The 16,036-nt window shown below is 74.1% G+C and carries 10 protein-coding genes; 2 read left to right on the forward strand and 8 right to left on the reverse strand.

All coding sequences use genetic code 11. The annotated features are described in order from the left end of the window. Positions 1 to 53 precede the first annotated feature (53 nt). Both ACFWYW_RS21880 and ACFWYW_RS21885 read left to right on the forward strand, forming a co-directional pair. Entirely contained in the window at positions 54 to 1,895 is a 1,842-nt protein-coding gene (locus ACFWYW_RS21880; protein ID WP_379621134.1) for an SIP domain-containing protein, read from the forward strand. After that, positions 1,892 to 2,572: an alpha/beta fold hydrolase gene (locus tag ACFWYW_RS21885; RefSeq protein WP_379621136.1), complete on the forward strand. Its 681-nt coding sequence runs from the start codon at positions 1,892 to 1,894 to the stop codon at positions 2,570 to 2,572. Before ACFWYW_RS21880 ends, ACFWYW_RS21885 begins: the two co-directional genes overlap by 4 nt. A gap of 7 nt (positions 2,573 to 2,579) precedes the next feature. Here the strand turns inward: ACFWYW_RS21885 and ACFWYW_RS21890 are convergent, their stop codons facing one another. The 8 genes from ACFWYW_RS21890 to ACFWYW_RS21925 form a co-directional block, all read right to left on the reverse strand. After that, positions 2,580 to 3,092, reverse strand: coding sequence for a hypothetical protein (locus ACFWYW_RS21890; protein WP_379621138.1), 513 nt, complete (start codon positions 3,090 to 3,092; stop codon positions 2,580 to 2,582). Positions 3,093 to 3,212: 120 nt separating this feature from the next. Further along, on the reverse strand, positions 3,213 to 9,713 hold the full coding sequence (locus ACFWYW_RS21895; protein ID WP_379621140.1) for an amino acid adenylation domain-containing protein: 6,501 nt from the start codon (positions 9,711 to 9,713) through the stop codon (positions 3,213 to 3,215). Next, the gene (locus tag ACFWYW_RS21900) at positions 9,710 to 9,928 is read right to left on the reverse strand and encodes a phosphopantetheine-binding protein (RefSeq protein WP_379621142.1); all 219 of its coding nucleotides are present in this window, start codon (positions 9,926 to 9,928) and stop codon (positions 9,710 to 9,712) included. The genes ACFWYW_RS21895 and ACFWYW_RS21900 overlap by 4 nt, the downstream gene beginning before the upstream one ends. Beyond that, positions 9,921 to 10,568 (reverse strand): isochorismatase family protein, encoded by a 648-nt coding sequence (locus ACFWYW_RS21905; RefSeq protein WP_379621144.1) that lies wholly within the window; start codon positions 10,566 to 10,568, stop codon positions 9,921 to 9,923. The genes ACFWYW_RS21900 and ACFWYW_RS21905 overlap by 8 nt, the downstream gene beginning before the upstream one ends. 5 nt (positions 10,569 to 10,573) lie before the next feature. Then, complete coding sequence (locus ACFWYW_RS21910; protein ID WP_379621146.1) at positions 10,574 to 12,058, reverse strand: (2,3-dihydroxybenzoyl)adenylate synthase; 1,485 nt, start codon at positions 12,056 to 12,058, stop codon at positions 10,574 to 10,576. Then, positions 12,045 to 13,163, reverse strand: a complete 1,119-nt coding sequence (locus ACFWYW_RS21915; protein ID WP_379621148.1) for an isochorismate synthase — start codon at positions 13,161 to 13,163, stop codon at positions 12,045 to 12,047. Before ACFWYW_RS21915 ends, ACFWYW_RS21910 begins: the two co-directional genes overlap by 14 nt. A 14-nt stretch (positions 13,164 to 13,177) precedes the next feature. Next, positions 13,178 to 13,891, reverse strand: a complete 714-nt coding sequence (locus ACFWYW_RS21920; protein ID WP_379621150.1) for an SDR family oxidoreductase — start codon at positions 13,889 to 13,891, stop codon at positions 13,178 to 13,180. A gap of 90 nt (positions 13,892 to 13,981) precedes the next feature. Further along, positions 13,982 to 15,949, reverse strand: a complete 1,968-nt coding sequence (locus ACFWYW_RS21925) for a multicopper oxidase family protein (protein WP_379621152.1) — start codon at positions 15,947 to 15,949, stop codon at positions 13,982 to 13,984. Between the last annotated feature and the right edge of the window lie 87 nt (positions 15,950 to 16,036).

Below are 16,036 nucleotides of genomic sequence, written 5' to 3' on the forward strand. Positions count from 1 at the left end.
CCCAGCCGCCCGCCCTAGCCTGGCGGAGTCGCCACGAGGAAGGAGCAGTGCGGATGCCCACCCGCAACCCCCGTACGGTCGTCACGTTCCCCATCGTGCTGAGGGAACTGACCGTCCTGCGCGTCACGGATGTCACCCCGGGGATGCGGCGCGTCACGCTCGGCGGCGCACAGCTGCGCGCCTTCCACCGCGACGGATTCGACCTGCCGCCGCTGCGCTCGGAGGGCTTCGACGACCACGTCAAGTTCTTCTTCGCCGCCGCCGACGGGGACCGTCCCGTCCTGCCCCGCCAGAACATCAGCAGCCTCGACTGGCCGGAGGGCGAACGCCCCATCGCCAAGGACTACACCCCGCGCCGCTACGACCCCGACGCCGGGGAGATCGACTTCGATTTCGTCCGGCACGGCGCCGGGCCCGCGGCATCCTGGGCCGAACAGGCCACGCCAGGACAGACCGTCTGGATCGCCGGGCCGAAGATGTCCCACCACCACCCCGAGGGCGCCGACTGGATCCTGATCGCCGGCGACGAGACCGCGCTGCCCGCGATCGGCCGGTGGCTGGCCGAGATGCCGGAAGGCGTCAAGGCCAAGGTCTTCATCGAGATCGGCGACGACACGCACCGCCAGGACCTGCCGACCCGGGCCGCCGCCGACATCACGTGGCTCTCGCGCCAGGGCGCTCCGGCGGGCACGACGGACCTGCTGGAGCGGGCGGTCAGGCAGATGGACTGGCTGCCGGGCACCGTCTTCGCGTGGGCGGCGGGCGAGGCGGTCACCCTCAAGGGACTGCGCCGCCACCTCGCCGCCGAGCGCCGGGTGCCGCGCGAGCAGACCCACATCACCGGCTACTGGCGGCTGAGCAAGGCTCCGCACGCCGTACCGGAGGAGGACGACGGCGCGCACGAACGGCTGCACCAGCTCACCGACCTGGCGCCCGGCTTCGCCATCAGGGCGGCGGTCACGCTCGGCCTGGTCGAGCTGGTCCACTCCGGCGTGTGCGAGCTCGCCGGCCTGGCCGAGCGCACCTCGACGGACCCCGCCGCGCTCAGCGCGCTGATGGACTACCTGGTCTCGATCGAGGTGTTCGCCGCCGGGCCGGGCGGCCGGTACCGGCTCACGCCCGTCAGCGAGGAACTCGTCGAGGACGACCACTCCGCCGAGGAGTACCACCTCGGCGGCGCGCGGGCCGCGCTCGACCTGTCGCTGTCCGGGCTGGTGCGGACGCTGCGCACCGGCCGGGCCGGGTACCGGACCGAGGCGGGCGAGCCGCTGGCGGCGGCGATGCCGTCCGACGCGCGCCTGGGCGGCTCGGCGCGCGAAGCCGTCGAGGAGAGCGCCCGCTGGGTCGCGCCCGGCGTGCTCGGCGCCTACGACTGGGCCGCGGTGAAGTCGCTCACGGCGGGCGGCAACGGCGCGGCGACCATCGTGAACGCCCTGGTCAAGGCCGACCCGGGGCTGCGCGTGCGGATCGCGGCGATGCCGTCGGCGCTCGGCGTGCTGCGTGAGCGGATCCTCGACGCCGACGTGCTGGAGCGGGTGGAGCTGGTCCCCGCGGTGGATCCCGTGCCGCCCGGCGGGGACGACACCGTCCTGCTGGCGCACGCGCTGACCTGGCTGTCCGACGAGGACGCCGGACTCGTGCTCGCCGAGAGCGCGAGGAGGCTGCCCGCGGGCGGGACGCTGGTCCTGGTGGAGGAGTTCAGGCCGGAGGGTCTCGACGATCCCGACGTGGTGCTGCACGACCTGCGGCTGCGGTGCGCCTTCGGCTCCGGCCTGCGTACGGCCGGCCGTATCGGGGAGCTCGCCGAGCGGGCGGGACTGCGCGTGCGGACGGCCCGCGACATCGGGTGGGATCATCGGATGTGGGTCATGGACGCTTCGGCGGAGGATCGGTGAAGGCGGACGGCGTGGTCCTCGTGCACGGCGGGATGCACGGGTCGTGGTGCTGGTCGCGGGTGCTGCCCCGGCTGGAGTTACCCGCCGTGGCCGTCGACCTGCCCCGCGACGCCGGCCTGGACGGGTGGGCGGACACCGTCGCCGATGCCGCGTCCGGCATGCGGGCGGCCGTCGTCGTCGCCCACTCGCTGGCGGGCATCGTGGCGCTCCACGCGCTGGCCCGCGCCGGGGACCGGATCCGCGGGGCCATGTTCGTCGCCGCCGTCGTCCCGCGCGACGGCCAGTCCTACTTCGGCACGCTCCCGGCGCCCCTGAACCGCCTGCGCGACCTGCTCGGCGTCGGCAGCCGCGGCGACATCGTGATGCCCGCACCCCTCGCCCGCCTGCTGCTCTGCCACGACCTGCCGCCCGACGACACCCGGACGCTGGTGGGCAACCTCACGCCCGAACCGGTCGCCGTCCTGAACACGCCGGTACGGCACCGCCTCCCCGACGGCGTCCGCCTCGCCTACGTGCACACCACCCGGGACCGGGCCCTCTCGCGCCGCGCCCAGGAGCGCTACGCGGCCCGCCTCCACCCGGCGGCAGACCGGCTGTACCTGGACTGCGGCCACAGCGCCTTCTTCAGCCGCCCGCACGAACTCGCCGCCCTGGTCAACACGTGGTGCGCCGGCTGACCCTGCCTCACGCCGGGCGGATGCGGATGACCGCGGCCCCGCCGGTGACGCCGACGACCTCCAGGCTCATCTTGTTGACGACGGTCGTGTCGCCCGCCCCGCAGGTCAGGCCCCAGAAGGCGGCGGAGTTCCCCGTCGGGCCGGTGACGGTGGCCGAGCACCCGCCGTCGCTGGAGAACTTCGACCCGATCATCGGCGCGACGAACGAGACCATCTCGTCCTCGATCCCGGTCACCTTGAGCGAGCTGAGCCCGAACCGCTTGGGCAGCGGAACCCTGGCCGAGCCGTTCACCCGGACCTCGCAGGTGCCGTCGGCGCACGCGCGGGTCTTCGTACCGTCCTTGGGACCCGAAGGTGACGGCGTGGGGGTGGCGGTGGGGGAGGACGTGGGGGTGGCGGCTGAGGGGGAGGTCGCGGGGGCGGACGGCGCGGCGCGCTCCGGGGCGGCCGGTGAGCACGCCGCCACCACGGCGAGCACAGCAGCGGACAGCATTGCGCGGGTGACCCGCGAGCCAGGCATGCCAGCATTCAACACCAAGCGCTGACCACGAGAGCGGCCCTTTCGTCAAGAGTGCCCGGCGATCACGCGCCCGCCGTGGCACGCGCGCTCTGGCAAGGCCGCCAACTCAGGGCCGCCAACTCAGGGTCGCCCAGCCTGAGCGTCAGGCGGTTCCTCCTCGCGGTCGTGGAGCCGGGCGCTGATGACCGCGCCGATCTCGGCGAGCGGTCCCGGCCGGGTCAGGTCCTTGGGATCGCAGGCCACGTCGTGCGCGTCGATGACGCCGGTGACGTGCGGGCGCCACGCTCCGGCCGGCCGGCGGTCGTGGAGGGTGTCCGCGGTGGCCCGGAAGTACAGGGCGTCGCCCTGGTACACCCTCGTGTCGTGGGCGCGTACCAGCCGGTCGGTGTTGAGATGGACGTCCCTGAGCTCGGCCAAGGCGCCCGCGGGCAGACCGGCCAGCGGGCTGCCCTCCCCGCGCAGGATCTCCGCCACCCGCTCCAGCGTGAGCGCGGCGCCGGGGGCGTGGCCGTCCATGGCCAGCAGCGCCTCCAGCGCCTCCGCCTCGTCAGGGGGCGGCAGCTCGCGCAGCGCCTCGGCGGGCCGGGCGTCGAGGATCGCCAGCAGCCGTACGTCGGCGAGCAGCACGGCCAGTTCCTGGGCGATGACGCCGCCGGTGGACCAGCCGAGCAGATGGTACGGGCCGTCGGGCTGGACCGACCGGATCTGGGCGGCGTAGTCGGCGGCCAGCTCCGTCAGCGAGGCGGGCGGCGGGTGGCGGCGGGCCTGCAGGGCGTAGACCGGGCGGTCCGGCAGGTGCTTGATCAGCCCGCCGTAACACCAGCCGAGCCCACCGGCCGGGTGCACGGCGAACAGCGGCGGCCGCGAGCCCGCCTGGCGCAGGGGCAGCAGCACGCCGAGCGGGTCCGCGCGGGTGCCGCCGTCGATCAGGCTCAGCAGGGCCGCCGGCGTCTGCGCGGCGAACAACGCGCCGACCGGGAGCGTGGTCCCGAGCACCTGGCCGATGCGGTCGATCAGGCGCACCGCGGCCAGCGAATGCCCGCCCAGCTCGAAGAAGCCGTCGTCGACGCCGGCCCGCGGCAGCCCCAGCACCTCGGCGAACAGCTCACACAGCATCGCCACCCGAGGACCGTAGGGCGCGCGTGCCGGTGCGGCCTCCGTGCCGGGATCGAACGGCGCGCGGGTCAGCGCGATCGCCGCGCCAGGACCGTGCGGTGCGCGCGCCGTTGTTCCGGCCCGGCCGAGTTCCCGGTGTCCGGTGTGGACGAGGGTGCCGTCGCGCCGCCAGGTGGCCAGGCCGCCGGTGCGGTACATGCGTGAGCCGGGCGGGCCGAACGGGTCGGCGACGAACCGCTCGGCGGTCAGGCCGGGCCGTCCCAGGTAGCCGCGGGCCAGGGCGGGGCCCGCCGCGTACACCTCGCCCGTCACGCCCGGCGGGACCGGCTGCAGCCGCTCGTCGAGCACGTAGACGCGCGGGTCGCGGCCGTCCTCACGCGGCCCGCCGTCGTCGCGCGGCCCGCCGGTGACGTGCGGACGGCCGGTGACGTGTGGACGGCCGGTGACGTGCGCGCTCGTCTCGGTGAGGCCGCGCACGGTGACCGTCAGGGGTCCGTCCGGCCGCCAGTCGCGCACGCGCGTGGCGTCCAGGACCGCACCGTTCAGGATCACGTAGCGGAGCGGCAGCTCGCGGCCGTCGTCGTCGGCCATGAGCCGGTCGAAGGCGGAAGGGGTCAGGTTGAGCACCGTCACCTTCTCCCGCCGCAGCAGGGCGAGCAGCTGGAGCGGCGAGCGGCCGACCGGGTGCGGCACCACGACGAGGCGGCCGCCGGACAGCAGCGCCCCCCACAGCTCCCGGGGCGAAAGGCCGGAGGACGCCCACACGTCGCGGCGGGTGAACCCGAGCGAGGCCCCGGTGTCCGTCAGCAGCCGCAGCACGTTGCGGTGCGTGACGAGCAGCCCGGCCGGGCCGGAGGAGTACGTCACGTACGCGGGATGCTCGGGCCGCAGCGCACGTTCCGGGTTGTGGCCGAGCCAGTCGCCCAGGTCCTCCAGCCAGCTCTCGTCCACCACGCAGACCGGGCCGGCGTCGGCGAGCACGGCGTCGACGCGCTCGCGGGAGTCGGACGGGTCGAGCGGCAGGCACGCCGCCCCCGCCTTCAGCACCGCGAGGATCGCCACCACCAGGTCGGGCCCGCGCGGCAGGTCCACCGCGACGACCGCCTCGGGCCGCGCGCCGTGCGCGATCAGCTTGTGCGCGAGCTGGTTGGCGCGGGTGTTGAGCCTGCGGTAGGTGAGCGCGCCGACGGCCTTCGCCTGCGGGGTACGCCGCGCCAGCGCCTCGAACCGGCCGGGAACCGTGTCCCCGGTGACGGAGACGGGCTCCGGGTCGGCGCCGCCGGTCAGCCAGGCGCGTTCGGCGGCGTCGAGCAGGTCGAGGCGGCCGATCGGCAGGTCCGGCTCGGTCACCGCCTGACCCAGCAGGCCGGTGAAGCGCGTGGCGAGGGACCGGGCGCTGTCACGGTCGAACAGGTCGGTGCTGTACTCCAGGAAGCCGTTGCCGCCGGTGTCCAGCCGCAGGGTCAGGTCGAACGCGGCCGTGCCGGTGTGCACCACGCGGGCCTCCGCGGCCTCCCGCACCACCAGCATCACCTGGAACAGCGGGTGCCGGTCGCGGGCGCGGACCGGGTTCAGCGCCTCGACCAGCCGGTCGAAGGGCAGTTCCGGGTGGTCGAAGGCGGCCAGGTCGGCCTCGCGTACCCGATGCAGCAGCTCGGCGAAGGTGGGGTCGCCCGAGGTGTCCGCGCGCAGTACGAGCAGGTTGGCGAACGAGCCGACCGCCCCGCTCAGCGCGCCGTCGTGGCGTCCGGCGACCGGTGTGCCGGTGGGGATGTCGGTGCCGGCTCCCAGCCTGGTCAGCAGGGCGGCGAGCGCGGCGTGCAGCACCATGAACGGCGTGGCGTGGCTGCGGCGGGCCAGGTCCAGGGCGCCGGTCCAGACCTCCGGCGCGATCGCGATCGGCACGGTGTCGCCCGCGCCGGTGGGAACGGCGGGCCGCGGCCGGTCCGTGGGCAGGTCGAGCCGCTCGGGCAGGCCCGCGAGTGCCTTCGTCCAGTGCTCGCGGCCCGGTTCGCCGAGATCGAGCTGCCACAGCGTGTAGTCGGCGTACTGCACCGGCAGGGGCTCGAACCCGGGACTGTGCCCGGCGGCGCGCGCGGCGTAGGCGGTCTGGACGTCGCGCACCAGCGGGCCCGCCGACCAGCTGTCACCCGCGATGTGGTGCAGGACCAGCATGAGGATGTGCTCGCGGGCGCCCAGCCGCAGCAGGTGCGCGCGGAAGGGCGGCTCGCGGGTCAGGTCGAAGGCGCGGCGGGCGATGGTGCGCATCGCCGTCTCCGGCATGTCCGGCTGCCACATGGGCAATGCCACCGGCGCCGGCAGCCGGATCTCCTGGTACGGCACGCCGTCCCGGTCGGGGAAGACCGTGCGCAGGATCTCGTGCCTGGCCGCCACGTCGGCCAGCGCCGTGGCCAGGGCCTCGCGGTCCATCGGCCCGCTGAGCCGTACCGCGATGGGGAGGTTGCAGGCGGGCCCGCCCCCGTCGGCGCGGTGCAGGAACCACAGCCGCGACTGCGCGGAGGACAGCGGCATCGGCTGCGGCCTGGGCCGGCGCCGCAACGGGGGCCGCGCGGCGCGGTCGGCCGGCAGCCGGGCGGCCAGCTCGGCGGGCGTGGGGCCGGAGAAGACCTCCCTGACCGGCAGCCGCACGCCGAAGCTCTCCCGGATGCGCCCGGCCAGCCGCCCCGCGAGCAACGAGTGGCCGCCCAGGTCGAAGAAGCTGTCGCGCGGCCCGGCCGCGACGCCCAGCACCTCGGTGAACAGCTCGCACAGGGCCCGTTCCGCGGCCGAGCAGGCGTCAGTGTCCCGCCCGGCGGCGGCGACGGGCGGGGGCAGGGCGGCGCGCTCCAGCTTGCCGCCGGGCGTGCGGGGCAGCGTGGCCAGCGGCACGATCGCCGCGGGCGTGAGCGCGGCGGGCAGGTTTTGCGCGGCGTGCTCGCGCACGAGAAGAGGGTCGGCGGCGGACGTCACGTAGCCGATCAGCCGGTCGCCGTGCACGGCCACCGCGGCCGCGCCGACGTCCGGATGGCTTTCCAGCACGGCTTCGATCTCGCCCGGCTCGATGCGCAGCCCGCGCAGCTTGATCTGCTCGTCGCCGCGGCCGAGCAGTTCCAGATGGCCTTCGGCGTCCCAGCGGGCCAGGTCGCCGGTGCGGTAGAGGCGCTCGCCGCCCGGCGCGGCCACGAACCGTTCCGCGGTGAGCGCCGGCCGGTTGAGGTAGCCGCGGGCCAGACCGGCGCCGGACAGGTACAGCTCGCCGACGACTCCGGGCGGCGCGGGCAGCAGGGCGCCGTCGAGGACGTGGACGCCGGTTCCCGCGGTGGGTCCCTCCCGGCCGTCGCCGAACCAGGTGTAGGCGTCGACGGTCGCCTCGGTCGGCCCGTAGTGGTTGACCGCCCGCGTACGCTCGCGCAGGGCGCGCCAGATCGGCTCCGGCACGGCCTCGCCGCCGACCACGGTGACACGCGGCGGATCGGCCAGCAGCTCGGGCAGTTCCTTCAGGTGCGACGGGGTAACGTCGAGGCAGCCGATGGCGTTCTCGCGCACGTACGCGGTCAGCGCGGCGCCGTCGCCGTGGACGTCCTCGCCGATCAGGTGGAGCTCGTGGCCCAGCACCATCCACAGCAGCGGGTCGAGGGCGGCGTCGAAGGAGAACGACGCGGTGTGCGCGACGCGCAGCCGTTCCCCGCCCGGGATCAGGCGCTCGCGGTGGCCGGCCAGGAGCGTGGCCAGGCCGCCGTGGGTGGCGACGACGCCTTTGGGCTTGCCCGTGGAGCCGGAGGTGTAGATGACGTAGGCGGCGTCGCCGGGGTGCGGTTCGGCCATGCGGGTGCGCGGGGTCTCGCCCTCCTGCGCCCAGCCGGGGGTGATCACGATCGAGGGGGCCGCGTCGGTGAGCATGAGGCGCCGCCGTTCGGCGGGGTAGGCGGGGTCGACCGGCAGGAACGCGGCCCCGCAGCGCAGCACCGCCAGCAGTGCCACGACCAGTTCGGCCGAGCGGGGGAGGGCCAGGGCGACGATCTGGCCGGGTCCGGCTCCTTCGAGCACGAGCTGGCCGGCCATGTGGTCCACCCTGGCGCCGAGTTCGGCGAAGGTCAGCTTCTCGTCCCTGGTGACCAGGGCGAGGTCGTGCGGCGCGAGCCGTACCCGCTCCTGGAAGGCGGCGACGACGGACGGCGGCGCGGCGGGCGGGCGGCGCGGCGCGGGCAGGGCGGCGCGGTCCTCGTCGGTCAGCAGGTCCAGGCGGCCCAGGGGGGTGCCGGCGGGCACGTCGGCGAGTGCGCCGAGGAAGCGGGCGAGGCGGCGGGTGTGCGCGGCCAGGGACTCGGGGGTGTAACGGGCGGCGTTGCCGTCGAGGTCCAGGATCAGCTGGTCGCCGTCGAAGCTCAGCGTGATGGCGACGTCGTCCACCGGTCCGGCGGCGAGGTTGGTGACGGTGCCGGAGGATCCGGCGAACTTCACCTCGGTGGGGAACGGCTTGATGTTGAGCATCGGGCCGGACAGCGGGTGCCGGGTCCCGGCCAGCCCGAGGTCACGGCGCAGGTCCTCGCCGCGGTAGCGGCAGTGCGCGCGCGCCTCGGCGATCCGCCGCGCCGCCTGCTCCACGAGCGAGCCCAGGGTACGGCCCTGCCGCACGTCCAGCCGCAGCGGCAGCACGTTGACCGCCAGGCAGGGCACCCGCAGCCCGGCGCCGGAGCGGTTCATCAGCGGCAGCCCGATCACCACGTCGGTGGTCCCGGTGACCCTGCCGACGTAGCAGGCGACCCCGGCGGCGGCCACGTCCGCCCAGGTCGCGCGGGCCTGCCGGGCCAGGGCGTCCCAGTGCCGCGCGGGGGGCAGGGCTTCGCGGCAGCGGATGACCTCGTGGGCCGGGGTCGGCGGCTCGCGGGTGAGCCCGACCGGGTCCGGGCGGCCGGCGAGCCGTTCCAGCCAGTAGGCCCGGTCGGCGGCGAACTGCCGGGACCGGCGGTAGTCCCGCTCCTGGGCCAGCACGGGCGCGAGGGTGCCGAACGGGCTGGGCCCCGGCGCGAGCGCGTCGGTGAGCGCCGAGTAGATCTCCGCCACCCGGGCGACCAGGAGCGAGAGCGCGTAGGCGTCGATGAGGATGTGGTGGGCCCGCAGGTACCAGACCGTGTGCTCGTCGGACAGGCGCAGCAGCGCGTGGTGGTGCAGGGTCCCGGTGACCACGTCGACGGGGGCGCGGGTGCCGGCGCGCATCCACTCCTGCGCCGCCGCCTCCGGGTCGGGCTCGCCGCGCAGGTCGAGCAGGACCAGGCGGCCGCTGACGGAGTCCCAGTCGGGTACGTACTGGGCCGGCTCCTCGGTGAAGCGCAGCCGCAGCGGCTCGGCCTCGGCCAGGCACCGCCGCAGCGCCCGCTCGAAGCGGGCGGCGTCCAGCGGCCCGTGGATGTCGATCCGGTCGGCGGCGTTGTAGAGGGGGTTGCCGGGGTCCAGGCGCTGGGCGAACCAGATGCCCGCCTGAGCCCCGGTCAGGGGCATGGTCATGCCAGCAGCTCCGCCCAGGCCGTCAGCGTCGGGCGCTCGACCAGGTCGGGGAAGGACACCTCCGCGCCCTCTGCCCGCCACCGCTCGGCCAGGGTCATCAGCCGGATGGAGTCCATGCCGGCCGCGAGGAGGTCGTCGTCGGGGCCGATCTCCTCCGGCTCGACGTAGAGCAGTTCGGCGACCTGCGCGCGCAGCCGCCGGGCCGTCTCAGACACCGGCCACCTCCCTGCTGAGGGCACGGCTGATCTGCGCGGTCGTCGCGGTGACCGCGCAGCGCTCGGCGGCGTAGCGCAGCGCCATCTCGTGGTGCTCCAAGGAGAAGTCGGCCACCGCGTCGGCCACGACGAAGGGCTGCACGTCCCGCATGAAGGCCTCGCACGCCGTCATCAGCACGCCGATGTGGGCGTAGACGCCGCAAATGATCAGTTGGTCGCGCCCCTTGTCCTTCGTCAGCCCGGCCAGGTCGGTGCGCTGGTAGGCGCTGTACCTCCACTTGGTGATCACCACGCCGTCGCCGCGCGGCGCGAGCCCGGCCACGATCTCGGCCTCACGGGGGTCGGCGCCGACGCCCTCACCCCAGAAGTCGCGCAGCAGGCCGCGGTCCTCGGTGTTCTGCGCGCCCGGCTGCGCCGAGTAGACGATCGGCACGCCCAGGTCCGAGCATCGCGCGCGCAGCGCCAGGACGTTGGCCATCAGTTCGATCAACGGAGACTGGCCGGGGGTGAAGGCGTCGAGGAAGTAGTTCTGCATGTCGTGGATGAGCAAGACGGCCCTGCGCGGGTCGGGGCGCCAGGCGACGCGGTTGGCGGGTACCTGACTGGGCATCGGATAGGGGGCGATCTCGGGAATGGCCATGATCGTCAGGTCCTCTCGCGGAGATGTCGCTTGCTCACCTTGCCCACGGCCGTGCTGGGGAAGGCGTCGACGTATTCGAACACGTCGGGGATCTTGAAGGTGGCGATGCCGCGCTCGCGCAGGAACGTGCGCAGCTCGGCCTTGGGCGGGGGCGGGCCGGCGCAGATGACGTAGGCGCAGGCGCGTTCGCCGAGGTAGGGGTCGGGCAGGCCCACCACGCTCACGTCGTGGACCGACGGATGGGCCAGCAGGTGGTTCTCCACCTCCTCGGCGGCGATCTTCTCACCGCCGCGGTTGATCTGGTCCTTGGCGCGGCCCTCGACCACCAGGTCGCCGGTGGGCGTGAGCCGTACCAGATCGCCCGTGCGGTAGAAGCCGTCGCCGGTGAAGGCGCGCGCGTTGTGCTCGTCGGCGCGCCAGTAGCCGCGGATCGTGTACGGCCCGCGGGTGAGCAGTTGCCCGTCGTCCTCCACCACGACCTCGTCGGCGGGGGACAGGGGGCGGCCCTGCGTGGAGACGATGACGTCCTCGGGGTCGTCGAGCCGCGTGTAGTTGACCAGTCCCTCGGCCATGCCGAACACCTGCTGGAGGGTGCAGCCGAGCTCCGGGCGCACCCGCCTGGCCACCTCCTCGCTGAACTTGGCGCCGCCCACCTGCAGGACCTCCAGGCTGGACAGGTCGTGCGCGGTGTCGGCGGCGGCGCGCAGCCACAGCAGCGCCAGCGGCGGCACCAGCGCGGCGATCGTGACCCGTTCGGCTTCGATCAGCGGGAAGCAGGTGCTCGGGCTGGGGTCGGGCGCCAGGACGGAGGCGGCGCCGGCGCTCAGCGCCCCGAACACGCCCGGCGAGCTCATCGGGAAGTTGTGCGCGGCGGGCAGCGCGCACAGGTAGACGCTGTCCCCGCTCAGCCCGCACAGGCGCGCGCTGGCGCGGAAGCTGTAGATGTAGTCGTCGTGGGTGCGCGGGATCAGCTTGGGCAGTCCCGTGCTGCCGCCCGACAGTTGCAGGAACGCCACCTCGCCCGGATCGCGGCCGGGCAGTTCCACCGGCTCGGCCTCGGGGAGCTCGTCCAGGGTGATCGACGGCGTGCCCGGGGCGTACGCGCGGTGGGCCTCGTCCGGGCAGATGTAGGCCACGGCCTCGGTGAAGCCGCAGAAGTGGGAGATCTCCGCCGAGCGGTGGCCGGGCAGCGCGAAGACCGGCCACGCCCCGAGCCGGTAGAGGGCGAAGCAGACCTGATGGAACTGCGGCACGTTCGGCAGCTGCACCACGACCCGGTCGCCCGGCCCGATGCCCCGCGCGCGCAGCCCGGCGGCCAGGCGGTCGGCGCGCTCGTCCAGCTCGCGAAAGCTCCATCGGGCCGGCGGCGCGATCAGCGCGGTCCGCTCCCCGTGGCGTCCGGCCAGCTCGCGCAGCAGGTCGCCGAAGCTGATGCCGCTCCAGTAGCCCGCGGACCGGTAGCGGGCCGCCTCCTCCTCAGTCCAGTGCATCGGTGCCCGCCCCCAGCGCGTCCAGGACCGTGCGGAACTTGCTCGTGGTCTCGGCCAGCTCCCGTTCCGGGACGGATCCGGCGACGATGCCGGCGCCCGCGAACAGCCGTACCGTGTGCTCGTGCACCTCGCAGCAGCGGATGGCGACCGCCCACTCGCCGTCGCCCGCGGCGTCGCACCATCCGGCCAGGCCGCTGTAGAAGCCGCGCTCGACCGCCTCCAGCTCGCCGATCACCCGGCGGGCCGCGGCCTGCGGGGTGCCGCACACGGCCGGGGTCGGGTGCAGCGCCGCGGCCAGCGTCAGCACCGACGTCGCCGGGTCGCGCAGGGTACCGGTGATCTTGGTGGACAGGTGCCACATCGTCGCGGTGGAGGTGAGCTGCGGCGTCTTCGGCACCTCCAGGCTGTCGCAGTATCGGCTCAGCCGTTCGGTGACGGCCTCGACGACCAGGCGGTGCTCGTGCAGGTCCTTGGCCGACTCCAGTAGCGCGGCGGCCCGGCGGGAGTCCTCCGCGGGGTCGGCGCTGCGCTCGGCCGAGCCCGCCAGCGGGTTGCTGAGGACCTGCCTGCCGTGGCGGGCGACGAGCAGTTCGGGGCTGGCTCCGGCCAGGGTGCTCCCGCCGGGCAGCGGTGTGGCGAAGGAGTAGCCGTGGCCCAGCAGGGGGCGCAGCAGGTGCCGCAGGCTGATCGGCTCGTCGGAGCGCAGTTCCAGGGTGCGGGCCAGGACGACCTTGTCCAGGTTTCCCGCCTCCAGCTCGGCCAGGGCCAGCCGTACCGCCCGCAGGTACGCGGCGGGTGCCGGGGTCTGCCTTCTCCACCAGCGCCCGCTGGGCACCGGCGGGGCGGCGGCCGGCAGCGGCGCCGACCAGGCCGACTCGGTGGGGATGAGCAGGTGCGCGGTCCCGTCGAAGGAGATCGCCCCGGCGGCCGGCCCGCCGGACCGACCCAGTAACGCGGGCAGCCGGTCGGCGAGGGTGGCCAGCTCGCCGCCGGCGATCGTGGATCTGCCCCGCGTGAGCAGCGTCCCCCGCGGGGAGGCGAACAGCACCGACCGGGTGCGCTCGTATCCCGCAAGCGGGTCCGCGGCGGTGGTCAGACTTTCCATCGAGTTCCAATCACTCAGGAGCGCAGGGTGGCGCCGCCGTCGACGAGAAGGTCGTGCAGGGTGATGTGCCGTGAACGCGCGGAGACCAGGAAGAGCACGGCCTCGGCGACGTCACGCGGTTCGGCCACGCGGCCGAGGGGGATGCCGGTGCGGAAGGTGGCCAGGTCTCCCGCGACGGGATCGCCCCCGTGGAGCGCGCGCAGCATGGCCGTGTCGGTGGAGCCGGGCGAGACGATGTTGCAGCGGATGCCGTGCCCGGCCAGCTCCAGCCCCAGGCATTGGGTGAACGCCCGCGCGGCCGCCTTGGACGCGGCGTAGGCGGCCATGCCGACGCGGGGGATCGTGGCGGCGTTGGAGCCCACGGTGACGATCGATCCCCGCCGCCGGGGGATCATGCGGCGGGCGACGGCCCGGCAGGTGTGGAAGACGCCGTCGGCGTTGACGGCGAACGTCTGCCGCCAGCGCTCGTCGTCGGTGTCCTGCGCGCGAGCAGGATGTAGCACTCCGGCCACGTTGACCAGGATGTCGATGGGGCCGAGCTCGTGCTCCACCCGGTCGACCAGGGTGTCCACCGCGCGCGGGTCCCGTACGTCCAGCCGGTACGGCGTGCCGTCGAGGTCGGCGGCGGCCACCGTGGCGCCCGCCTGGGTGAGTGTGCCGGCGACGGCGGCGCCGATGCCCCTGCCCGCGCCGGTGACCAGAGCAACGGAGTCCCCGATGCCATCCAATCCTGAAGCCCCTCGTAGGTCAGAATGAAGTTAGGTAAGGCTAACCTAATTTGTACGTTTGCCGGACATCTGTCAAGACTGTCCGGGTCTTCAGTGGCCACCGCCCGGCCCATGCGGATCCATGGCCGCCACCTGCTTCGGCAGCACCACGAACGGGCGCATCATCTTGTGGTCCTCGTGCTCGTAGATGTGGCAGTGGTGCATGAAGCGCCCGACCGAGCCCGTGAACCGGCCCACCGTCGTGATCATCTCGCGGAAGCCGACCGCGATCACGTCCTTCCAGCCGCGTTCCTCCGGCCGCAGCGGCTCGGCCTCGAGGATCTTGATCGGCTTCTCCGTGCCGCCGCCCAGCCGGGTGGAGCCGCTGGTCGTGAAGTACTTGAATCCGGACGCGTCCAACCGCAGCCGCTCCTGCGCCTGGAAGGAGAATCCGTGGGCGTGCATGGGATGCGGCACCCCGCTGCCCTCCAGCGACACGAACCGCCAGGTCTCCCAGTCGCCGTCGGCCACGTGGAAGGCGACCGGGTCCGGATAGTCCCTGGACAGCCTGCGGTAGGTGGTGACCTGCCCCTTCGCGTCCTCGAACTGGACGATCCCGTCGGCGGGCAGCGGTCCCGGCGGCGCGTCGACGCGTTCCATCTCCCACATCTCCGCGTTGATGGGGAAGGCCGGGGTGATGAGCACGAGCCGCTCCTTGTGCTGGGGCAGGGCCGCGGGGTCGACCTGCTCGAAGCTCGCGCTGATCTTGGGAGGCAGCGTGAACCGCGGCGGGAGCCGGTCCTTGCCCACCCGGAAGTTGATCACCTCGGGCACCGGCGAGGCGATGAACGAGGCGTCCACCCACCGCAGCGACCGGCCCTCCAGCCCGGTGAAGTCGACCAGGACGTCGGCCCGCTCGGCCGGCGTGACCAGCACCCAGTCCTCGATCGGCACGGGCGCGGGCAGCAGCCCGGCGTCGCTGCCGATCTGGAACACCCTGCCCGGCACCGGCTGGCCGTCCTGGTCCACCAGGCGCAGCAGGTAGGGACGGATGCTGGAGGCGTTGACGATCCTGAAGCGGTACCACGCCGGTTTGACCTCCGCGTAGGGCCAGACGGTGCCGTTGACCAGCGTGTAGGGGCCGGTGAAGGAGCGTACGACGGTCTCGGTCTGCTGCGGGTACTCCGTGATCTTGTGCAGCAGGCGGCCGTTCACCTTGCCGTCGGCATCGGTGTCGAAGTTGCGGTCGCACAGCACGAGCGGGATCTCGTACGGGCCGGAGGGCAGGCCCAGGTCGCGTTCCTCGTCGTCGCGGATCAGGTACAGGCCCGCGGTCAGCCCGGTCATGGTGTTGAACCGGGTGATGTGCATGGCGTGGTCGTGGTACCAGAGGGTGGCCGAGCGCTGGTCGTTGGTGTACTCGGCGAGCTGGGCGGCGCCGGGCGGGACCGCGTTCTCGGCCCAGCCGTCGTTGCCGCCGCCGGTGTGCGCGCCGTGCAGGTGCACCACGGCCCAGGGCGGCAGGGCGGCCACGTCGGCCCTGGGCGTCGCGCCGCTCCTGCCCGGCAGGTCCCAGACGGGCACCGGGCCCGGCGCCGCGCGGAGTTGAACGGCGGTGACCGGGTAGGCGCCGCTCAGGGCGTTGGCCCAGGTGACGCGGAGCCGTTCGCCGCGGTGTACCTCGATGGTCGGGCCGGGGAAGTGGCCGTCGTAGGCCCACAGCGTGGTGGGCGGCAGGTCCGCGTGCAGGCGGGCGGTCACGGCGCGCATGGTGACCGTCAGCGTGGACAGGCCGCGCTCGCGCCGCACCCTGGCGCGGGGCGGGATGCGCAGGCGGTCGCGGTAAGGGCGTAACTGGAGCACGTCGCCGGTGGCGGCGGCCGTCCGGACGAACACCGTCGCGGCGCCCGGTTCGCGGGTCACGGCCTCGAAGGCGGGAGCGTGCGTGGCGTGGGCGCGGAGGGGCGCGGCCGCGGAGCTCGGGCTGAGGACGGCGTGCAGGCTGTACCCGCCGGCCACGCCGAGGGTGGTGGCGCCGGCGAGCAGGCTGCGCCGGGAGATCGAGGGTTGGTCCGACATCGGGCGGCTCCCGGGAAAGGGGTAGAGATCCGAGCCACGAAGTTAGGTTAGGCAAACCTAATAAACAAGACTCTTCAAGGCTTGAAA

The organism is Nonomuraea sp. NPDC059023, from assembly GCF_042740095.1.
In the GTDB taxonomy this organism is placed as follows: Bacteria; Actinomycetota; Actinomycetes; order Streptosporangiales; family Streptosporangiaceae; genus Nonomuraea.